General features: G+C 54.9%; 17 protein-coding genes and 1 pseudogene. 7 read left to right on the top strand and 11 right to left on the bottom strand.

Annotation, left to right across the window (positions count from 1 at the left end; translation table 11 throughout):
* Positions 1 to 319: 319 nt before the first annotated feature.
* A complete protein-coding gene (locus ACR0DE_RS16375) occupies positions 320 to 1,222 on the bottom strand; it encodes a LysR family transcriptional regulator (protein ID WP_170598774.1) in 903 nt (300 codons plus the stop codon).
* A 107-nt stretch (positions 1,223 to 1,329) separates the two neighbouring features.
* Here ACR0DE_RS16375 and ACR0DE_RS16370 point away from each other — a divergent pair, with 107 nt between their 5' ends.
* From ACR0DE_RS16370 to ACR0DE_RS16360, 3 genes are read left to right on the top strand one after another with little or no spacing between them, the layout of a single operon-like run.
* Positions 1,330 to 1,953, top strand: coding sequence for a glutathione S-transferase family protein (locus ACR0DE_RS16370; RefSeq protein ID WP_480754314.1), 624 nt, complete (start codon positions 1,330 to 1,332; stop codon positions 1,951 to 1,953).
* Between the two features lie 12 nt (positions 1,954 to 1,965).
* Positions 1,966 to 2,442 carry a nuclear transport factor 2 family protein gene (locus ACR0DE_RS16365; protein WP_170567713.1) on the top strand — a complete coding sequence of 159 codons (477 nt, stop codon included), beginning with the start codon at positions 1,966 to 1,968 and terminating at the stop codon, positions 2,440 to 2,442.
* A gap of 26 nt (positions 2,443 to 2,468) precedes the next feature.
* Positions 2,469 to 4,442, top strand: coding sequence for a pyridoxamine 5'-phosphate oxidase family protein (locus tag ACR0DE_RS16360; RefSeq protein ID WP_480754312.1), 1,974 nt, complete (start codon positions 2,469 to 2,471; stop codon positions 4,440 to 4,442).
* A gap of 313 nt (positions 4,443 to 4,755) precedes the next feature.
* On the opposite strand, the gene ACR0DE_RS16355 is transcribed toward ACR0DE_RS16360, so the two are convergent.
* On the bottom strand, positions 4,756 to 5,751 hold the full coding sequence (locus tag ACR0DE_RS16355; RefSeq protein WP_480754310.1) for an AraC family transcriptional regulator: 996 nt from the start codon (positions 5,749 to 5,751) through the stop codon (positions 4,756 to 4,758).
* A gap of 137 nt (positions 5,752 to 5,888) precedes the next feature.
* Between ACR0DE_RS16355 and ACR0DE_RS16350 the strand changes: the two genes are divergently transcribed.
* Positions 5,889 to 6,716: an NmrA family NAD(P)-binding protein gene (locus ACR0DE_RS16350; protein WP_170402603.1), complete on the top strand. Its 828-nt coding sequence runs from the start codon at positions 5,889 to 5,891 to the stop codon at positions 6,714 to 6,716.
* Between the two features lie 28 nt (positions 6,717 to 6,744).
* Complete coding sequence (locus tag ACR0DE_RS16345; protein ID WP_223117794.1) at positions 6,745 to 7,188, top strand: DUF4345 domain-containing protein; 444 nt, start codon at positions 6,745 to 6,747, stop codon at positions 7,186 to 7,188.
* 89 nt (positions 7,189 to 7,277) lie between these two features.
* On the opposite strand, the gene ACR0DE_RS16340 is transcribed toward ACR0DE_RS16345, so the two are convergent.
* Both ACR0DE_RS16340 and ACR0DE_RS16335 read right to left on the bottom strand, forming a co-directional pair.
* On the bottom strand, positions 7,278 to 7,769 hold the full coding sequence (locus tag ACR0DE_RS16340; protein WP_170399709.1) for a P-loop nucleotide/nucleoside kinase family protein: 492 nt from the start codon (positions 7,767 to 7,769) through the stop codon (positions 7,278 to 7,280).
* Between the two features lie 16 nt (positions 7,770 to 7,785).
* Positions 7,786 to 8,685 (bottom strand): LysR family transcriptional regulator, encoded by a 900-nt coding sequence (locus ACR0DE_RS16335; protein ID WP_480754307.1) that lies wholly within the window; start codon positions 8,683 to 8,685, stop codon positions 7,786 to 7,788.
* A 51-nt stretch (positions 8,686 to 8,736) separates the two neighbouring features.
* Between ACR0DE_RS16335 and ACR0DE_RS16330 the strand changes: the two genes are divergently transcribed.
* Positions 8,737 to 9,429 carry a class I SAM-dependent methyltransferase gene (locus tag ACR0DE_RS16330; RefSeq protein ID WP_480504124.1) on the top strand — a complete coding sequence of 231 codons (693 nt, stop codon included), beginning with the start codon at positions 8,737 to 8,739 and terminating at the stop codon, positions 9,427 to 9,429.
* Between the two features lie 297 nt (positions 9,430 to 9,726).
* On the opposite strand, the gene ACR0DE_RS16325 is transcribed toward ACR0DE_RS16330, so the two are convergent.
* From ACR0DE_RS16325 to ACR0DE_RS16295, 7 genes are all read right to left on the bottom strand, one after another.
* Positions 9,727 to 9,903, bottom strand: a complete 177-nt coding sequence (locus tag ACR0DE_RS16325) for a hypothetical protein (RefSeq protein ID WP_480754305.1) — start codon at positions 9,901 to 9,903, stop codon at positions 9,727 to 9,729.
* A 492-nt stretch (positions 9,904 to 10,395) separates the two neighbouring features.
* Positions 10,396 to 11,253 carry an SDR family oxidoreductase gene (locus tag ACR0DE_RS16320; RefSeq protein ID WP_170819486.1) on the bottom strand — a complete coding sequence of 286 codons (858 nt, stop codon included), beginning with the start codon at positions 11,251 to 11,253 and terminating at the stop codon, positions 10,396 to 10,398.
* A gap of 63 nt (positions 11,254 to 11,316) precedes the next feature.
* Positions 11,317 to 11,880: a TetR/AcrR family transcriptional regulator gene (locus tag ACR0DE_RS16315; RefSeq protein ID WP_480754303.1), complete on the bottom strand. Its 564-nt coding sequence runs from the start codon at positions 11,878 to 11,880 to the stop codon at positions 11,317 to 11,319.
* Between the two features lie 6 nt (positions 11,881 to 11,886).
* Entirely contained in the window at positions 11,887 to 12,948 is a 1,062-nt protein-coding gene (locus tag ACR0DE_RS16310; RefSeq protein WP_480754301.1) for a flavin monoamine oxidase family protein, read from the bottom strand.
* Between the two features lie 3 nt (positions 12,949 to 12,951).
* Positions 12,952 to 13,635 carry an SDR family NAD(P)-dependent oxidoreductase gene (locus tag ACR0DE_RS16305; RefSeq protein WP_480754299.1) on the bottom strand — a complete coding sequence of 228 codons (684 nt, stop codon included), beginning with the start codon at positions 13,633 to 13,635 and terminating at the stop codon, positions 12,952 to 12,954.
* Between the two features lie 3 nt (positions 13,636 to 13,638).
* Complete coding sequence (locus ACR0DE_RS16300; RefSeq protein WP_480754297.1) at positions 13,639 to 14,307, bottom strand: cupin domain-containing protein; 669 nt, start codon at positions 14,305 to 14,307, stop codon at positions 13,639 to 13,641.
* 36 nt (positions 14,308 to 14,343) lie between these two features.
* Positions 14,344 to 14,964: a glutathione S-transferase family protein gene (locus ACR0DE_RS16295; protein ID WP_480754295.1), complete on the bottom strand. Its 621-nt coding sequence runs from the start codon at positions 14,962 to 14,964 to the stop codon at positions 14,344 to 14,346.
* Between the two features lie 150 nt (positions 14,965 to 15,114).
* On the opposite strand from ACR0DE_RS16295, the pseudogene ACR0DE_RS16290 reads away from it, so the two are divergent.
* A pseudogene (locus ACR0DE_RS16290) lies at positions 15,115 to 15,218 on the top strand (IS6 family transposase); the annotation flags it as partial.

Raw genomic sequence — 15,218 nt, 5'->3', positions numbered from 1 at the left:
CCGCAACTTTTTTGCGCGAAAACCTCCGCGTATTTGTTAGCAGCAAAAAAAAGATGGCTTTTTGATGTTCCGATTAACGATATATTAACGAATTTCTGACTGGTCTTTTGTATGATGCAATTTGATCACATGCATGCTCTGAAAAAACCGGCCAGCGGCAGCTCCCTACTTGGATCCGACGGAATGATAGAATTATTCAAATAACCTCCATCTGTCTGCATGAATGCCAAACGGGTTTAGAACTCGTGCCCACTCGAATTTCTGCTGAGCGCTCTTAGCGCAGAACTTCGGATACACGTCGAATGTCTGCAACGGGCCGTCAGCGCTTTCCATCAGGACATAAAGTCGTGTCGCCTGCTAGGTGATCCAGAAGCGCGCGCACCCGAGTTGTAATGCGCCTGTTCTGTGGAAATAATGCAGCGACGACATATGGCGACACCCGGTTCTCCGGAAACAGCTCGACCAGATCGCCGGACCGTAAGGCATCTGCGACTGTATATGCCGGGCACCGTGCGATGGCGGCGCCTTGTTCAGCAAGGCGAGCCGACGCAGCGGGAGCATTCATTCGGAAGCGTCCAGTCACTTGGACAGCCTCTTCTTGGCCGCCGAAGTCGAACCTCCACACTGTAGGCTCTGTCATATTGCCATCGAGAATGCACTCATGTTTGGCCAGTGCCCGGGGATGGTCCGGGCGCCCTGCGCGTTCCAAATAGGTGGGTGAGGCACAGACAACCAAGGGCATGCGGCCCAATTGCCGAACCTTGAGCGAGCTGTCCCGCATTGGGCCAATCCTGACAGCAAGGTCGAGGCCTTCTTCAACAATCGACGCTCTGCGATCAGAAAACTTCAGATCGAGCTCTACATGGGGGTGTTTCTCAGCGAATTTGGCGAGCGAAGGTACCAACCGCAATGCGCCAAACCCCGTTGGCGCCGAGATATGGATCACACCGCGAAGGGACGCCTGCTCATTTCTGACCCTGTCTTCGAGTTCGTCGAATCCGTCGAGAAGCGGCTCGCACAACATCAGGTATGTTGCACCCGCATCTGTCAACGACACGCTGCGGGTCGTGCGATTGAGCAGCTGTACACCAAGCGCGTTTTCCAGATCAGCGACGTACTTACTGACCAAACGCGCAGACCGCCCCATGCGCTGCGCAGCGACGGTGAACGACGTGTTCTTTGCAACCAGCGCAAAGGCCCGCATGCGGTCTATCTTGTCCATCTCATTGCGCCTTCTGAGGGCTTAAAGTTCGTCAAATATAGGAGATTATCATCAAGAAGAGCAATGTGTATTGCTTGTTCAACACCTGCAACCAACCGGAGAAACCCATGTCCAACGCTGTTCGTATTCACCATTTCGCCAAATCTGGCCATGCACACCGCGCTTTGGTCTTTGCGAAACTTGCCGGGATTGCACATGAGGTTGTTCCCGTCGATCTGGCAGCTGGCGCGCATAAGTCGCCTGAATTTCTTGCCATGAACCCAAATGGGCAAGTGCCCGTCCTTGAGGATGGCGAGGTTGTTGTGTCCGACTCGAACGCGATTCTTGTCTATCTTGCGCGGACATATGCGCCTGATTGGATACCGAGTGATGCGGCCGGAGAAGCAAACGTGCAGCGTTGGCTCACTTTAGCGGCTGGAGAGATTGCGTTTGGTTCTTGCGCTGCGCGGTTGATCACCGTCTTTGGCGCGCCGCTGGACCCGAACTTTGCAGCCGCGACTGCCGAAAAAGCGATGCAGAAACTGGAGCATGGGCTCACGGGCCGCGACTGGCTCGTCGGCGAGCAACCCACGATCGCTGATGTGGCTAACTACTCCTATACGGCACACGCGCCGGAGGGGAATGTCTCTCTCGAGCCATACCCGAATGTCCGCGCCTGGCTCGCTCGGTTTGAGACCTTGCCCGGTTTTGAAGCGATGCCGGCGACGGCTGTTGGTCTTGTTGCAGAGTGAAAGGGCAAACCCATGACGACCGAAGCCCAACGGCATCCTTTGCCACCGTTCTCAAAAGAAACCGCCATTCAAAAGGTGCGCCTGGCTGAGGACGGCTGGAACGGCCGGGATCCGGCCAAGGTCGCGCTGGCCTACACGCCGGACAGCAAGTGGCGCAACCGGATCGAGTTTCCCCAAGGGCGCGATCAGATTGAGGAGTTCTTGACCCGGAAATGGGCCAAGGAACTGGACTACCGTCTGATCAAAGAGCTTTGGGCACATGACGGCAATCGCATCGCGGTCCGCTACGCCTATGAGTACCACGATGACGGCGGAAACTGGTTCCGGGCCTATGGCAATGAAAATTGGGAGTTCGACAAGGATGGCTACATGGAACGCCGGTTTGCCAGCATCAATGAACACCCCATCCAAGAGGCGGACAGAAAGTTCCGCTGGCCGCCGGGGCGCCGTCCGGATGACCACCCCGGTCTGAGCGATCTCGGGCTCTAGCGTGGCTCTGGTGAAAGGATCAAGCGATGGCACAGATACATAAATCGCACAGAGGTGAGTTGATGCTGCAAGAGCGGCGTCACACTCCCAAAGAGGTGAGCGATGCGATTCCGCACTACATCGAAAGCGACATGCCGAAACAGCATGCGGATTTCTTTGCGGGTCTGTCCTATTTGCCGCTCGCAACGCTTGATCGTAATGGGCGTCCGTGGGTCAGCCTTCTGGTTACACAATCAGACAGCGACCCTTCTGTTGGCATTCAGGTTGCGGGCCAGAACACCACGCATGTGGTCGCGGAAACCAATCCGCATGATCCCTTTGTGCGTGCTGTGAGCCAGGATCCCGCATCGGGCCTTGAAGCGCGGCTCTTTGCCGGGGTTGGGATCGATTTCGGTAACCGCCGACGAAACAAAATTGCGGGCTCCATACGTACCGCAGATGTCGAGGGCGAGGAGAAGATCAGGTTACAACTGTTGTCCGATCAGCACTTGGGGAACTGTCCAAAGTACATTACAGTCCGTTCCTTAGGGCACACGCGACGCAACCCTGAAATTATCCATGACGGCTTCGATGTGCACTCATCTGTGCTGTCGAATGAGGCCAAATCCGTCGTGGCGCGCGCCAGCACCTTGTTCTTGGCGACAAAACATACAAGCGATGCCACCACTGCAGGCGCTCAGACCGATATGGGCGTCAATCATCGCGGCGGCGCGCCCGGCTTTACCCGGCTCTACGAGGAGAACGACGGGGCGCGGGTTACGACCTATTTGGTTCTGCCCGATCATTCTGGCAATCGCTTCTACCAGTCGCTGGGCAATATCGAAACGGACCCGAAGGTTGGGCTGGTCTTTCCAGACTTTGAAACCGGTGAGATCCTCTACATTACGGGGGATGCTGAAAATCTGCTTGGGGATGACGCAGATGCGCTGATGCCGCGCGTGAGCCTGCTGACACGTATCAAGGTAACGGGCGCGGTTTTTGTGCGTGGAGGCCTAAACCTCAAGCAGGCATCAAAAGAGCAACTCTCCCCCTACAATCCGCCGGTCAAATATTTGCGCGCAGAGTTGGAGAAGATGGGGCATGCAATCAAGGCGCACGACGCCGCTATCCCGTTGACCGCCAAGCTTATCGCTACAAAACCCCTGTCCAGCACAATCAGTACCTTCGAATTCGAGTTGTCTGAGGCAATCAATGCCCCATTGCCCGGTGGCTTTGGCGTCTTTGACTTCTCCGACCTGGTGGACGCCGGATACAGCCACGTAAACGAGACAAACCCTCAGCTTGTGAACGAGGACTACGTCCGCACATGGACGCTTTCCGGAGCGCCAAAGTTTGACGAAGAGAACAACGCGTTTCGCACGACCAATCGGATCAGTGTTACGGTCAAACGCAAACCAGGCGGTCTGATGTCCAACCTCCTGCACGACAACGCGGAGAAGCTGATCACGTACAATCTTCCAGTTAAATTCAAAGGCACCGGAGCGGGCTTTTCCTGTTTTTCCGAAGTGGCTGAGGGCAGCCCCCCAAAGTTCCCAGCAAAGATGCTTTGGATCGCGGGTGGCGTTGGCATCACCCCGTTCATGGTGATGTGGGACGGAGTCAAACAAGTGGTAGAGACTTACCCGCAGGACCAGCCCATCGATATCGTGTTTCTGTATTCCGGTCGGGACGATGACATTGCAGTTCTGCAGCACTTTGCGAAAAAAAACAGCTCTGTTTCGGACCAGGTGACACTACGTATTGTCGCGTTTCAAAGCGCAGGCGAAAACGCATTGGCTGCGAAATCCGCACGCGATGATCTGAACGCGACTTTCACCGACCAGCTGCTGAAGATTGAGGAGCGACGCATGCAAAGCGAAGACGTTCAATCGGTCGCGCATCTCGGAATGCGAGATGTGTACATGTGCGGTCCTGAAGCTATGATGACCAGTACGGAGGCGGCGCTCAACGGGCTGGGCGTTGAGGAAGCAAGACGCCACCGCGAGACATTTGTGTTTTGATAGGGAGACAAAAAGCCTGCCCATGACGTCTCCGGGCAGCATAATCAACTCTATGATTGGGTGTTGGAAAGGTTTTCACCAAGTCGAAACGATACCGGTTTCCTCAGTGCTATCCCGGATCGATGACCGCTATGTGGGCTGCACTCGCGGAAACTGATCGCTCCGCGCAAGGCCCGGTTTAGGCCGTTGGATGTATCGTGGAGAACGGGGAAGGCGCTTGCGCTGCGTCTGCACCGAAGTCTGCAACGAGCCTGAAGCCGACCTGTTTAGACTCAAAGCAAATACGCTTTTCGCAAGACGTGTCTATTTTCGACTAAACAGCGCCTTGTGACTGATGTTGCAGCTTGCGGACTTTCCCTGGAGGCATGTTAAAAACCCGTTTGAATGCTTTGTTAAAAGAAGGTTCAGATAGGTACCCGATCTCAGCCACGATTTGCGAGATTGGTTGATCGGTAGCAATTAATCGTTCCCGCGCCAGATGCATTCGCCAAGTTGCGAGGTATTGTATTGCCGGCACACCGACGAGTTCGGTAAACCGTGCGGAAAATGCCGATCTGGACATACCTGCAACCTGTGCAAGAGACTCGACTGTCCAGTTTGCTGCAGGTGCGCGATGAATGGAAACAATGGTGCGGCCAATCTGTTGGTCTCTGGCGGCTTTCAGCCAACCTCGATTGGCGTCGGGCGCACTGTTCAACCATCGGCGAATAGCCTCGATGACAACCACATCGGCCAAGCGTGTAATCACTGTTTCGCCGCCCGGTCGTAATTCACGCGCCTCTCTTGCAATGAATTGCAAAGTTGCTTGTAGCCAGCTCCCTGCATCCTCTACCCACGGATCGATTTTGAGCACGTCGGGAAGCAAGGCCATCAACATGCCGCTGGCCGCGTGATCTATCCTGACGAGCCCGTACATGATGCCGCTCTCGGCTCCACCACCGCCGTGCTCTAGCGTTTCGTAGAGCTCCGTCACCTTGCGTATGGGCAGTTCTTCCAGTTTCAAAAGTGGGGTGTCTTTTGAGCTGGAGAACCCAACTGGCGCGCCATTTGTCATCAGAACCAAGTCGCCTTTCTCGACTTCAAACGGCACATCTTCTCCGACCCTCATAAAGCAACGCCCGTGCGTAATGACCGCAAAGCTCAGTATTTCGGGGAAACCCGGTATAGAAACGCCCCAAGGCGCAGACATGCGCGACTGGCAATAGAATGTACCCGTCAGTTTCAGAAGATGAAGAATTTCCCCGAGCGGATCACCGATTGGCTGCGCCATTGCATGGGGGTCGGGAATATGGGGGTTGATCTGGCTCACTGCACCAGACTGTTCGATATCTCCCCAATTGTCCACAGTATTTGGATGAATGGATAAAAAGTCAGGACAATGCAGACTTCTTCATCCTTCGTGCTTACCTATTTTGGGGTCATTGACTGATTTTACGGAGATGACCGATGACACAGCAAACCATTCTCGTACTTGGCGCAACAGGTAAAACCGGATCACGTATCGTGACGCGCCTTGAAGACAGGGGCCATGCAGTTCGGCGTGGATCGCGGAATAGCAAAACCCCATTTGATTGGGAAAAACCGCAGACATGGCCTGCAATCCTGGACGGTGTTTCTGCCGCCTATATTTCCTATTTTCCTGACATCGCCTTTCCGGGCGCGGTCGAGCAAGTTGCGGCCTTTTCGGCATTGGCTCGAGAAAAAGGACTGCAGCGACTTGTGCTGTTAACAGGTCGCGGAGAATTTCATGCCGAACGTGCCGAAGGGGTTGTTCGGAACTCCGGCGTGCCCTTTACGATCGTCCGTGCGGCGTGGTTTGCGCAAAACTACTCTGAAGGTGCATTGCTGGAGCCGGTAATGGCCGGTGTGTTGCCCATGCCCGCAGGTGACGTGCGTGAACCGATTATCGACGTGGACGACATTGCCGACGTTGCCGTCGCCGCCTTGACCGAGGAAGGACACACTGGCGAGCTTTATGAAGTTACAGGGCCGCGTCTCATGACATTTGCCGAAATGGCTGCCGAGCTTTCGCGCGCAATGGGTAGAACCGTGCAATATGTGCCGATTTCGTTTGAAGACTTCCATGCGGAAATCATCAACGCGAGCGGAGAGATGATTGCTGACGTGATTACTGACATAGCGAGGGAAACGCTTGATGGTCGCAATGCGAACACTGCGGACGGTGTTCAACGTGCCTTGGGGAGAGCTCCGCGCGATTTCTCTGATTTTGCTGATGAAGCCGCAAAGTCTGGCGCTTGGACACAAGCTGCATGAGTCGGTCTGACGACAAAGGAAAACAATCATGACGTTTGACGTAAAACGCAGGCTTGTCCTGGGGTTGGCGGGTCTTGTTGCAGCCACCCTGGGGCTGATCATCACGCTGGCCCCACTGGCCTTTTACTCCAGCTACGGCATTGATATTTCGCCGCAGCCGAACTTGATGAGCGAATTGCGCGCACCTGCTGCCAATCTGGCTGCACTTGGCCTGATCATCCTGTCGGGAGCGCTACACCAAAAGATGGCCCAGACATCAGCTTGGCTTGGAGCCACTGTGTTCTTCGCCTTTGCCGCGGGGCGCGTGGTCAGCATTATGCTTGATGGACGACCATCGGACAGCATCCTTTCTGCTCTTGGGATAGAGATGGTACTTGGACTGATGTGTTTGTGGGCCGCGAGCAAAGGGCGGCTAACGAAAGTTGGCATGCACCTCATGAGTCGCGCAAACTCCGGACTTGAGACTCAGTGAAAGCTGCCTGTGTGCATTTGGCCATTCACCGATACAGAGTGGGTGGCCAAAATATCTGAGTGACTCCGCGAAATACTGAATGGCTGGCGCTACCGATTGTGAGTTATGACATTAAAACCTTCTTCGGGTGATGGTGCCTCGAAATACCTCGCCAAACGCCAATATTGATCTTCCGTTGCTGCAAAGGCATGCGCACCTTCACTGTTGCGCTTGTGCAGCCGGCGCAGACAAACCTCATCCGGCAAGTCCAAAAAGTGAAGCTGGTGCGTCGCAGCAGTTTCTTCCAGCAGCTTGCGCATCCAGGCTCTGTTTTCAATTGTGTTCGCCGGAAAGTCGAGAATGACAGAAACCCCGGCCTTCAGCAACGATGCGATGTGCCGCCCCATGACCGGCCGCAATTTCAAAGCGCAATTTACATAATCCTGCAGGGAGTTCATCTGGTCGCCGAATAGGACGCTAAGCCATTCATCTTCTGAAATGAGCACCGCCCCGCCGCTATTCGCAAGTTTCGCCGCCAGACTTGATTTTCCTGAGGCGACTTTACCACAAAGCAAGTGAAGCGTTGGTTGGACCTGTGACATAGGGTGAACTCCCGGACTACCTAATGGCCCCTGTGCTCAGTTGATCTGCAAGTTGATCAAACACCAACCTGATCCTTCGCGCAGTATGTAATTCCGAGTGCGTCGCCAGCCAAATCGGGAACTTAAACGGCTCTCGGTCGGGTAGCACACGCTCCACACCCGGTGTCAAGGCAGCCACGTCATCCGACATTACACTGATGCCAAACCCTTGGCGCACCAGCTCCCAGGATACAATTCCGCTTTGCGAGCCAATCCGGAAACTCTTTCGAGTGACCTTAATGCCCGCCGGATCTAGAAAGCCGATCATCGTGTCAATGTCGCCAAACCCCACGAAATCCAACTTCGCGAGCTCGTTTTCATTTTTCGGCCTTCCCAACTGATCAAGGTACGCAGGTGCTGCGTAAAAATGTGCCGTCGCCTCGGCGACAAGCTTTGCGGTCAGATCTGGTTGCGTCGGGCGTACATGTCGGATGGCGATATCAGCCTCACGTCTCTGTATGTCTCGTAAGTCATTGGCAGCAACGACGTCGATCTCAAGACGCGGTGCTGCAAGTCGGATCTGTTTCAGTATAGGCGGCAGCTGATAGGCAGACATCACATCTGACGCGGTGATCCTGACTTGCCCTTCGACAGTTTGCGACTGGCTTGTAGCAGTAAGGGAGATCCTGTGCGCGACATCCGCCATTTCTCTGACATGCAACAAAAGCTCGGCGCCAGCGGTCGTTAGACTAAGCGATTTACCAACTCTTTCAAACAGGGTGATCCCAAGCGCCAATTCCAGCGCCGCAACCTGACGACCGACAGTAGGTTGAGTTTGCTCGAGAACGCGCGCCGCTGCGGAAAACGAGCCTTCTTCAGCCGTCGCAAGAAAGGTCCGTACCTGATTCCAGTCGAAATTGATGGCATTCCAGTTCATGCATTTATGCATAACACTTCTACGAATTATGGCAATTTAGTAAATGTGTGTATGGACGTATGGGATGCGACAACAAACTTGAAAGAGAGTAATAAAATGGCTGCTTTGTCCAAAGATGCCGCGTTCTGGAGCAGAATCTCGCGAAAGTATGCGGCGGACCCAATCCGGAACATGGAAGGGTATCTGAACACACTCGAACGTACGAAGTCGCACCTAAAAGCAGAAGACAGTGTACTGGAAATCGGTTGCGGGACGGGTTCAACCGCACTGTTGCTTGCACCGCATGTCAACCATATCACCGCCTCGGATCTCGCTCCGGGCATGATCGAGATTGCCAACGAGAAGCGTGCTAAAGAAGGATTGGAGAATGTCACTTTCAAGGTGGCCGAAGTTCTCGAGCACGATCCTGTTGAAGGTGGTTACGATGCGGTTCTGGCGCATAACCTGCTTCATCTCCTGCCTGATTTGGATCAAGCGCTAGAGCATATTGCCAAATTGACAAAATCCGGTGGGGTTTTCATATCCAAAACGGTGTGTGCGCCTGAGAATGGTGGGTTCAAGTATGCGATGATCAGTCGTGTCGCGATCCCTATCATGCAGTTTTTTGGGAAAGCCCCGTTTGTGAATTTCGTTTCTATGTCGATGCTTGATAGGAAAATTGAGCGTGCAGGCTTTGAAATCCTGTATACTTCCGATCAAGCCTCCATGCTCCAGAGTCGTTATGTTGTCGCGCAAAAACCTTGAAGCTCTAGTTCATTCAGCTTTGCAAGTGGAAACGCTATCTGTGTCACATCACCAGTAACAGTACATTCGTGAATGAATGGACTGCATTCAGGTTTGTTTCCACCTTTAGAAAGCTATTGCGATTGGCGGCGTTGCCCGAAAACCATGAGTTTATAAGAACCAGATGTTGCGGCCGCGGCGAAAGTAAGGTCTGTCGGGCCGCGATTCAGCGTTGAGAACTGTTTGCCAATAGAAGGTCTGAGCCGTCCACACGAACGGCCCAAGTGTTTAGATTTCGATAGCTTCTGCAATGGCAAATCACTTAGCGATGGTCCAAAGCGCCATTTGATCGGTTTTTCCGCGGGCATTGTAGGCGGGAAGTTGGGATAGCATTTTGTTAACTTCATCGGACAGTTGTTCCCTGACAGCATCCGAGATCACCACTTCTACTCCGAAGTCTCTGGCAGCACTTTCTATCCGGGCGACGGTGTTCATTGTGTCGCCCAGCAAGGCTAAACGAGTGAGTGCTTTTTCATGATTCTGTGCGAAATTGTTGGGTTCGACGGTGAGTCTGTCGGGCGACCGGATCGAAGGCCCTGCGTTGGATCAGGCAAAGCTCCCACCGCGGGGTGTTGTCATTGGATTGTCGGACGCCGCGATTGCCTGCAGGCACCTTTTCTCGAATTGGTCTGGCTTATACCCCAGACCAATTCGAGAAACGGCGACATTTGGATGATGCTGAATGGTCTATCACAGAGTGAAATGACGTGACGCGTGCAATGGTTTTCATGGCGCTGGTCGCGAAAAGCTTTACGACATTGCCGACAGAAACCGATCCGAAAAGGATCAGGGATTGTACGCATGATCGACGCGTGCTGGTGTTCCTCGACATCGCAAAAAGCGGACGTCGCCGTTGATGCAGCATGGAAACCTGTGGCAATTGCAGCAAGGCTGCCGCATTCCGAGCAGACTTACACGAGTAAGGTTTTAGCGTAGGAACTGCTCAATCACGGCTGCTTGTTGCTTTTTTCCATCCGGGTCTGCTTCGGTTTTCAGGCGAGTAAACGCCTCACCCCAGTTTGAAGTGCGAACGCGGATCGGCGGGTCAGAGGCTTCAACCACGCCCATGACAACTGATGCCACTTGTTCCGAAGTTTGATAGATATCGCTGCCATCCATTCGCGCCTGAGCGCCGCCGATATACTTCTGGAGAATAGGTAGATACTCATCCTCAAGCATCCCGCCCGTGGCCTCGACATGTTTAAGCACATTGGTCGCAAACTCGGATTGAATACCGCCCGGTTCGACTGTCGAGAAATGGATACCGAAATTGGGCGTGACATAGCTGGCCAGAGCCTCAGTGTATCCCTCAACGGCGAACTTTGCGGCGCAGTAGATCTCATTGAACGGCTGACCCACAAGGCCGCCTACGGATGAGATTGTGATGACGTGGCCCGAGCGTGCTGCGCGCATGTGTGGCATCACCGCTTTTGTGCAGCGCACGACTCCCATGAAATTCACATCCATGACCCAGGCGACGTCTTCTTCGCTGGCTTGTTCGGTTGTGCGAACAAATCCAGCACCCGCATTGTTGATCAGCTTATCGATCCGCCCCTCGTTCGCGATGATCTGATCGACTGCGGCGTTTACGCTGGCGCTGTCTTGCACGTCCAGCTCGAGCACGTTGAAATTGACGCCAGCGTCAGAGGCGGCCGCATCCAAGATGCCGCGCTTGGCGAGGTTTCGCATAGTAGCGTAGACAGTATGGCCCGCATGGGCCGCTTGTACGGCGATTTGAACACCAAGGCCGGTTGACGTGCCGGTGATCAGAATGACTTTGGGCATAATGGAAGCTCCGAATATCAAATGAATTGCTTGCGGCAACGATCCGATGTGTCGGGGCGAAGGTCAACAGCGGGACTTTAAAACGCCCAAAGCCTCATCGAAGGTATTCACATTCTCTTCTGCGCGCGCGGTCAGATGCGCGCCTTCCAAAAGGGCCAGTATCGCGCGGGACTCCGAGATCGGATCGGTGATACCGGTGATTGATTTGTCCTCTTGGCCAAGCTTCAGGATCTCTTCGATTTGGGTAACCATCATGGCGCGGAATTTTCTGATCTTTTGGATCACGTCATCCGAAAGGCTTTCACGGCTGCTGATGAGCGACACGCAGAGACACAAGGTTTTCCCGTCATTGAGTGCATCCCGGTAGAGGTCGATCAGGGCCAGCATTTGCTCGGCCCCGGTTTTGTGTTCTACCCGGATGCGGTTGCACTCTGCCTGCAGGGTCTCATGATAGCGACCCATGAGTGCCGCCGACAGCGCCGCTTTGGTCGGGAAATGGTAATGGATCGACGCCTTGCGAATGCCCACTGCCTCGGCCAGATCGGCATAGCTGAACCCGTCAAATCCGCGCGCCCGTGCGGCGTGTTCGGCAACATCCAGAAGGGCAGTCTTGGTATCACTCGTCATACGTGCTCAAACCTTTTCCGTCATGATCAGGGCCAGCGCGTTTTCCGCAGCCTCCAGGGCGCCTTCGATATAGCCCCTGAACTGTGGTGCAACTTCGGTTCCGCCAAAGATTAGTCGGCCATCCCACAGACGGGTCATCGCATGGGGCAGCCCGTATTGCGGATGAGCGTATAACGGCTGTTGATCCGCTTCGATAGAGGTGAACGGGTCAAAGGCCCAATCTTTAACAAAGAGTGTCTTTGGCTCCGCAGCTTCGGCGCCGAACAGCCTGGACAGTTGCTCTTTGAGCAACTGCCGCAGCCGTTCTTCGTTACTGCGGGTGCGCGGGGGTAAGCCGATAAAGCCGAACAACGCGTAAGGTCCGCCCTCGGCAGGGGAGGCGTCGTGTATTTCCACCATCGGCCCCCTGCGGCTCATCGCGTCTCCGGACAGCCCGGCCGTGCGCCAGAACGGGGTATCATAGACAGCGATGACTTTGGCCTGGCCGGCCATCCAAGTCGCGATCCCAGTCATTGCCGCTAAAGCTTCATCTGGTAAAGCAGGTGAGAACGCGATCTTGCTCGCCACGCGAGGAGGGAGGGCCAGTACGACTTCCTGAGCATGGATGACCTGCCCAGTTTGAGCGGTCGCGGTGATCCCAGACGCAGACTTCTCTAACCCGACGATAGGCGCGGATAAGATGAGCCGCTTCGGCGGTATCTCAGCGGCAAGCGCATCAGTGAGGGCGCCCAGACCACCTTTCAAGCGATAAGATCCTTGCATCGAGGCAAACCCGCGATCGCGCTCGACCTGGCCGATCTCGTTTTCAAAGCTGAGAGCGCCTGTTGAATATTGCTCGAACCACTCCAGTCCGAGCCGCTTTATTAACGCTGCAATACGCGGCTGCCCGGGCCAGAACCAGGCGGGACCCATGTCGAAGTACCCACCCTCCAGCCTTTCCGTCAAGATACGTCCGCCCGAACGACCCCGCGCTTCGACCAGCAGGTAGTCATGGTTTCGTGTCTGTAGCTGTCGCGCAAGGCAGAGGCCAGAAAGGCCTGCGCCAATGATCAGAGTTTGCGTCCGCATCGCTCAGAACCCCTCAGATGCCGGGCGCAGGTCCAGCTCATGGGTCCAGGTGGATTGCGGTTGATGGGCTAACTGCCAGTAGGCCTCGGCAATCTCGTCCGGTTTCATCATCTTCGACGGATCCAGCGAGTGCAAATCCCGCGAGCGGTGTGTATCGATGATCCCGTCCAAAACGACGTGCGAGATATGTACGCCAGCCGGTTGATATTCACGTGCCAGCGATTGTGTCAGCCCGCGCAGGGCGAACTTAGCCGACGCAAAGGCGGAAAACCGTGGGCCGCCGCGCAGCGACGCTGTGGCCCCCGAAACGATCAGCGCGCCACTACCGCCGCGCACCATCGGTTGCAGAACACATTGCCCCAGCAGGACCAAAGATTGCACCATTGATGTCCACGTTCTCTGATAGTCCTCCAATGCGGTTTCGGGGAATGGCGCGATCACCAGCTCAGCCGTATTGTGTACCACGATCTTCGGCGGGCCATGCGTAGCGATCAATTCAGAAATCACTGGTGCAACCGCACTCGGATCGGACAGATCGACCTGATGAAACGGCGCGATCGTTTCCTGCGGCTGCGTCCGTCCAAGACCAATGGCCGTCATGCCACCTGCCTGAAACCGCGCGAGAAGGGACTGGCCAAGGCCAGCCCCCGCACCGGCGACAATCGCCAGAGGTTTCTTGCTACTCATGAATTAAACCACCGGTGGCTGTGCAAAGGGCAGGTGGCCAGTCTTCATCCAGACCTTCGCCCCGTCTGGGCCAGCCATAGCCGACAGCGCTTCACCCTCAGGCAGGCGTAGCCAGTCGTTCTTTTTCAGAACGTCACCGCCTGAGGTCAGCGATCCGCCAATCATTAACAGCTCAATACCACCCGGCGCATTCGAAGTAATCTCGGTGCCTGCATCAACATGGCTGTAAGTGACAACCTCGCGGTCATCCTTGTGCAGGGTCGCAGTGGCGACCCCGTTCACGGGTGCGGCCAGTTCGTCGGCCATGGTTTTGCGGAACTGATTGCGGTCCTCCATGTCGAACTGCCAGAGTTTGACGAAGATCGTGCAGCCGGGTTCTGAGCCGGGCGTATGCTCGGTCGTTGGGGGATTGCGCACATAAGTGCCTTCGGGAAAATCGCCATGCTCATCCTGAAAGACGCCGTCCAAAACTATGAACTCTTCACCACCCGTATGGGTGTGGGCCGAGAATTTGCTGCCTGGTGCATAGCGCACAATGGTGGTGGCGCGGGCGACTTCGCCACCAATTCGGTCCAGCATGCGCCGGTCCACACCCTTCATGGGCGAGGCCTGCCACTCAAGCTGATCAGAGTGAACAACGACACGCGAAGAGAAGTCCGAGTTGAGTTCCATGGGAGGGGTCCTTTCAACTTAAATGGCAGTTCTCGCTTAGCCGGCGATAGATGGACGGGCCGCCATCTTAGCACGCCAAGCTTGCAGGTTGGTCAGGGTTTCAGGAATTTCAACTTTGGCAAAATCGGCGAACGCCAATCCTGCAAAGGCGGTGATATCAGCCACCGAGAATGTGTCTCCAGCCAAGTATTCGTTTTCGGCCAATACCGCATCCAGATAGGCCATAGTGTTTCCGGCAACCTCTTTCTGTTTGTTGCCCCATTCGGCGCATTGATAGGTTTCCAGGTCCGGGCCGAGGCCAGGTGTGGCATGGTGGAAGTAGGTGCCGACCGCATTCAACAGACCGTTTTCCGCGCGCAGATTCATCATCGAGATTCGGGCGCGCTCTTGCGCAGTCACGCCGGTCAATGATGGGCCATCGAAGGTTGCGTCGATATATTCAGTGATCGCGTTGCATTGAGCGATGTGTGAACCATCTTCCAGTTCCAGACAAGGCACCTCTGCATCGGGGTTTTTGGCTTTGAACTCAGGTGTGCGATGTTCGCCGCCCATCACATCTACAGGGATGAATTCAACTTTGTCTGACGCGCCTTTTTCAGCTAGCGCAATACGAACACGGGCAGGGTTCGGGAACCCTTCGACATCATAAATCTTCATCTGAGTACCTCCGTCAGGGCTTGCAATGCTACCTACCTATCAATAGGTAGATAGCATTGCAAGCCTTTATTACGTCTTGTCAGATTGAATTGCTCTGATGGTCTTGTCAAAAGAACTTTGTTTGAGTGGGGCAGGGGTATTGCGTAGCTATTGCCCATTACCGGACCTGCTTCTTTCAAATACTATAAACACCTGTCCTGAGATCATCCGCCTTGCGGTGATGCAGTACATCCGCTTCCCGCTTTCGTTTCGGA

Source organism: Ruegeria sp. C10 (assembly GCF_056537805.1).
The sequence above is the reverse complement of the archived record's forward strand: the minus strand, read 5'-3'. Positions and strand labels throughout refer to the sequence as shown.

What these genes read in the sequence shown, in the direction of transcription:
- ACR0DE_RS16370 (WP_480754314.1), top strand. Translation starts at nt 1,330, where the DNA reads ATGTCCAACGCTGTTCGTATTCACCATTTCGCCAAATCTGGCCATGCA.
- ACR0DE_RS16315 (WP_480754303.1), bottom strand. Translation starts at nt 11,880, where the DNA reads ATGACGAGTGATACCAAGACTGCCCTTCTGGATGTTGCCGAACACGCC.
- ACR0DE_RS16325 (WP_480754305.1), bottom strand. Translation starts at nt 9,903, where the DNA reads ATGAACACCGTCGCCCGGATAGAAAGTGCTGCCAGAGACTTCGGAGTA.
- ACR0DE_RS16330 (WP_480504124.1), top strand. Translation starts at nt 8,737, where the DNA reads ATGGACGTATGGGATGCGACAACAAACTTGAAAGAGAGTAATAAAATG.
- ACR0DE_RS16345 (WP_223117794.1), top strand. Translation starts at nt 6,745, where the DNA reads ATGACGTTTGACGTAAAACGCAGGCTTGTCCTGGGGTTGGCGGGTCTT.
- ACR0DE_RS16300 (WP_480754297.1), bottom strand. Translation starts at nt 14,307, where the DNA reads ATGGAACTCAACTCGGACTTCTCTTCGCGTGTCGTTGTTCACTCTGAT.
- ACR0DE_RS16305 (WP_480754299.1), bottom strand. Translation starts at nt 13,635, where the DNA reads ATGAGTAGCAAGAAACCTCTGGCGATTGTCGCCGGTGCGGGGGCTGGC.
- ACR0DE_RS16335 (WP_480754307.1), bottom strand. Translation starts at nt 8,685, where the DNA reads ATGAACTGGAATGCCATCAATTTCGACTGGAATCAGGTACGGACCTTT.
- ACR0DE_RS16360 (WP_480754312.1), top strand. Translation starts at nt 2,469, where the DNA reads ATGGCACAGATACATAAATCGCACAGAGGTGAGTTGATGCTGCAAGAG.
- ACR0DE_RS16320 (WP_170819486.1), bottom strand. Translation starts at nt 11,253, where the DNA reads ATGCCCAAAGTCATTCTGATCACCGGCACGTCAACCGGCCTTGGTGTT.
- ACR0DE_RS16365 (WP_170567713.1), top strand. Translation starts at nt 1,966, where the DNA reads ATGACGACCGAAGCCCAACGGCATCCTTTGCCACCGTTCTCAAAAGAA.
- ACR0DE_RS16295 (WP_480754295.1), bottom strand. Translation starts at nt 14,964, where the DNA reads ATGAAGATTTATGATGTCGAAGGGTTCCCGAACCCTGCCCGTGTTCGT.
- ACR0DE_RS16375 (WP_170598774.1), bottom strand. Translation starts at nt 1,222, where the DNA reads ATGGACAAGATAGACCGCATGCGGGCCTTTGCGCTGGTTGCAAAGAAC.
- ACR0DE_RS16340 (WP_170399709.1), bottom strand. Translation starts at nt 7,769, where the DNA reads ATGTCACAGGTCCAACCAACGCTTCACTTGCTTTGTGGTAAAGTCGCC.
- ACR0DE_RS16310 (WP_480754301.1), bottom strand. Translation starts at nt 12,948, where the DNA reads ATGCGGACGCAAACTCTGATCATTGGCGCAGGCCTTTCTGGCCTCTGC.
- ACR0DE_RS16350 (WP_170402603.1), top strand. Translation starts at nt 5,889, where the DNA reads ATGACACAGCAAACCATTCTCGTACTTGGCGCAACAGGTAAAACCGGA.